This window comes from Pseudomonas sp. (genome assembly GCF_037994325.1).
GTDB lineage: Bacteria > Pseudomonadota > Gammaproteobacteria > Pseudomonadales > Pseudomonadaceae > Aquipseudomonas.
In genome coordinates this window covers 1-1,613 of the sequence record NZ_JBBNAH010000069.1, presented here as the reverse complement: position 1 = coordinate 1,613, position 1,613 = coordinate 1, and the positions used below count along the sequence as shown (strand labels likewise).

Annotated in this window: 1 protein-coding gene; it reads right to left on the bottom strand. The window is 60.5% G+C overall.

Features of this window, described 5'->3' with window-relative positions:
• Positions 1–1,312: TonB-dependent receptor plug domain-containing protein (locus AAAB16_RS02215; protein WP_340661864.1), on the bottom strand; the 1,312-nt coding region annotated here is incomplete at its 3' end.
• Positions 1,313–1,613: the final 301 nt, after the last annotated feature.

The following is a 1,613-nucleotide window of genomic DNA, read 5'->3' as shown; positions in this document are numbered from 1 at the left end:
ATTTCACCTGGGCGCTGTTGCCGGCCAGGTCGTAGTCGCGGGCGAAGTCCAGCTTGATATTTTTCTCGGTGTCGGTGGTGTTTTGCTCTTCCCACTCCACGCTGTCGAGTTCGAAGTTGGCCGGGTTATAGAAGTCGCTGCCGATATTCAGGCGCGGTTTGGTGGTGCTGCTAAAGCCGCTGTCGCTGAAATCATTCAGGCCCTCAAAGGTGGCCGAGGCAATATGGCCGGGGCTGTCTTCGCTGGACTCACTCCAGCCGGCCTGGGCATTGATGGTCCAGTCGCCGCGCAGGTGTTCGCTGCCGAGCACATAGCTCTGGATTTTCTGCGTTTCTTCGCGGCTCTTCAGCTCGCGAAAGCCTTCACTGTCGCCGCTCTCACCGGCGGCCTGGGCATCGGCAAATTCAACGCCCGCGGCATTACGGGTTTCGCTGTCTTTGTAGCGGCTATAGAGGGTGCGCAGGTAATAGCTGTTGTAGTCGTCGGCTTGGTAATCGAAGTTCAGGCCCAGGCCGGTGCGCTCGCGGGTAATGTCGTAATCGCGCTGCTCGAATTTCTCCAGCTTGGCGCCATCGCTGAAATCCCAGGCGCCGCCGGTTTCGACGTTATCCGAACCGAAATCGCGCTCGCCCCAGCTAAGGGCTGCCGCCACGCCAAAATTATCGGTGCCATCGCCCAGGCTAAAACGGTTACTGGCAGCGCCGGAGATTTTTGGGCTGTTCTGCCCGGTGTTGTCGTCGTGACTGCCTTCCACGCTGCCGGTATAGAACAGACCTTTGTGGTCGAATGCCGACAGGCTTTGTACTTCGATGGTGCCGCCTAAGGAGTTGGCGTCCATGTCCGGGGTGAGGGTTTTGACCACGCTCAGCGACTGCACCAATTCCGAGGGCAACACATCGAGCGCCACGGCGCGGGTGCCGCTGTTGGGCGAGGGAATCAGGGTGCCGTTGATGCTCACGCTATTCAGGTCCGGGCCCAGGCCACGCACGCTGACAAAGCGGCCTTCGCCCTGGTCGCGCTCGACGCTGACACCGGGCAAACGCTGCGCGGCTTCGGCCACGTTCTCATCCGGTAGCTGGGCTACACCATCGGCGCTGACCACGCTTTTTACCGTGTCGGCCTTGCGTTGTTCTTTTAGCGCCTTGTCCATGCTGACGGCTTGGCCGACCACATTGACGTGCTCGGTGTCATCGTCGGCCAACACTTCAGGTGCAGGCTCGGCGGCCAATACCGCGCTGGCGGCAATGGCCAAGGTCAGGGCGCTGAGCGCGTGCCCGGCACGGCGGGCCGGACTGCGGAAATTCAACGTCATCGGTAACTCCCCATATGGTCGCAAAGGCCAGGCGTTAACCCGGCAAGTGGAGCGACACGCTAGGCAGCGGCTATGACGCTTCTGTGACAGGCACAGCGGCCAAGCCAGTAAAACCGGGGGTTTGCCGGGGTTTTACGCAGGGAATGGGCTGAAATGACCCGCCGATAAAACGGCGTAGGCCGCATGCAACGGCAGCGTTTAACCCCAAGTGAAAAAAACCGCACGCTTGCCTGAGCCCAATTGACCTCCCCCACTGCAACAGGAGTGTCATAAAGCTCTGGTGAGCTGGGCGCAATTACCC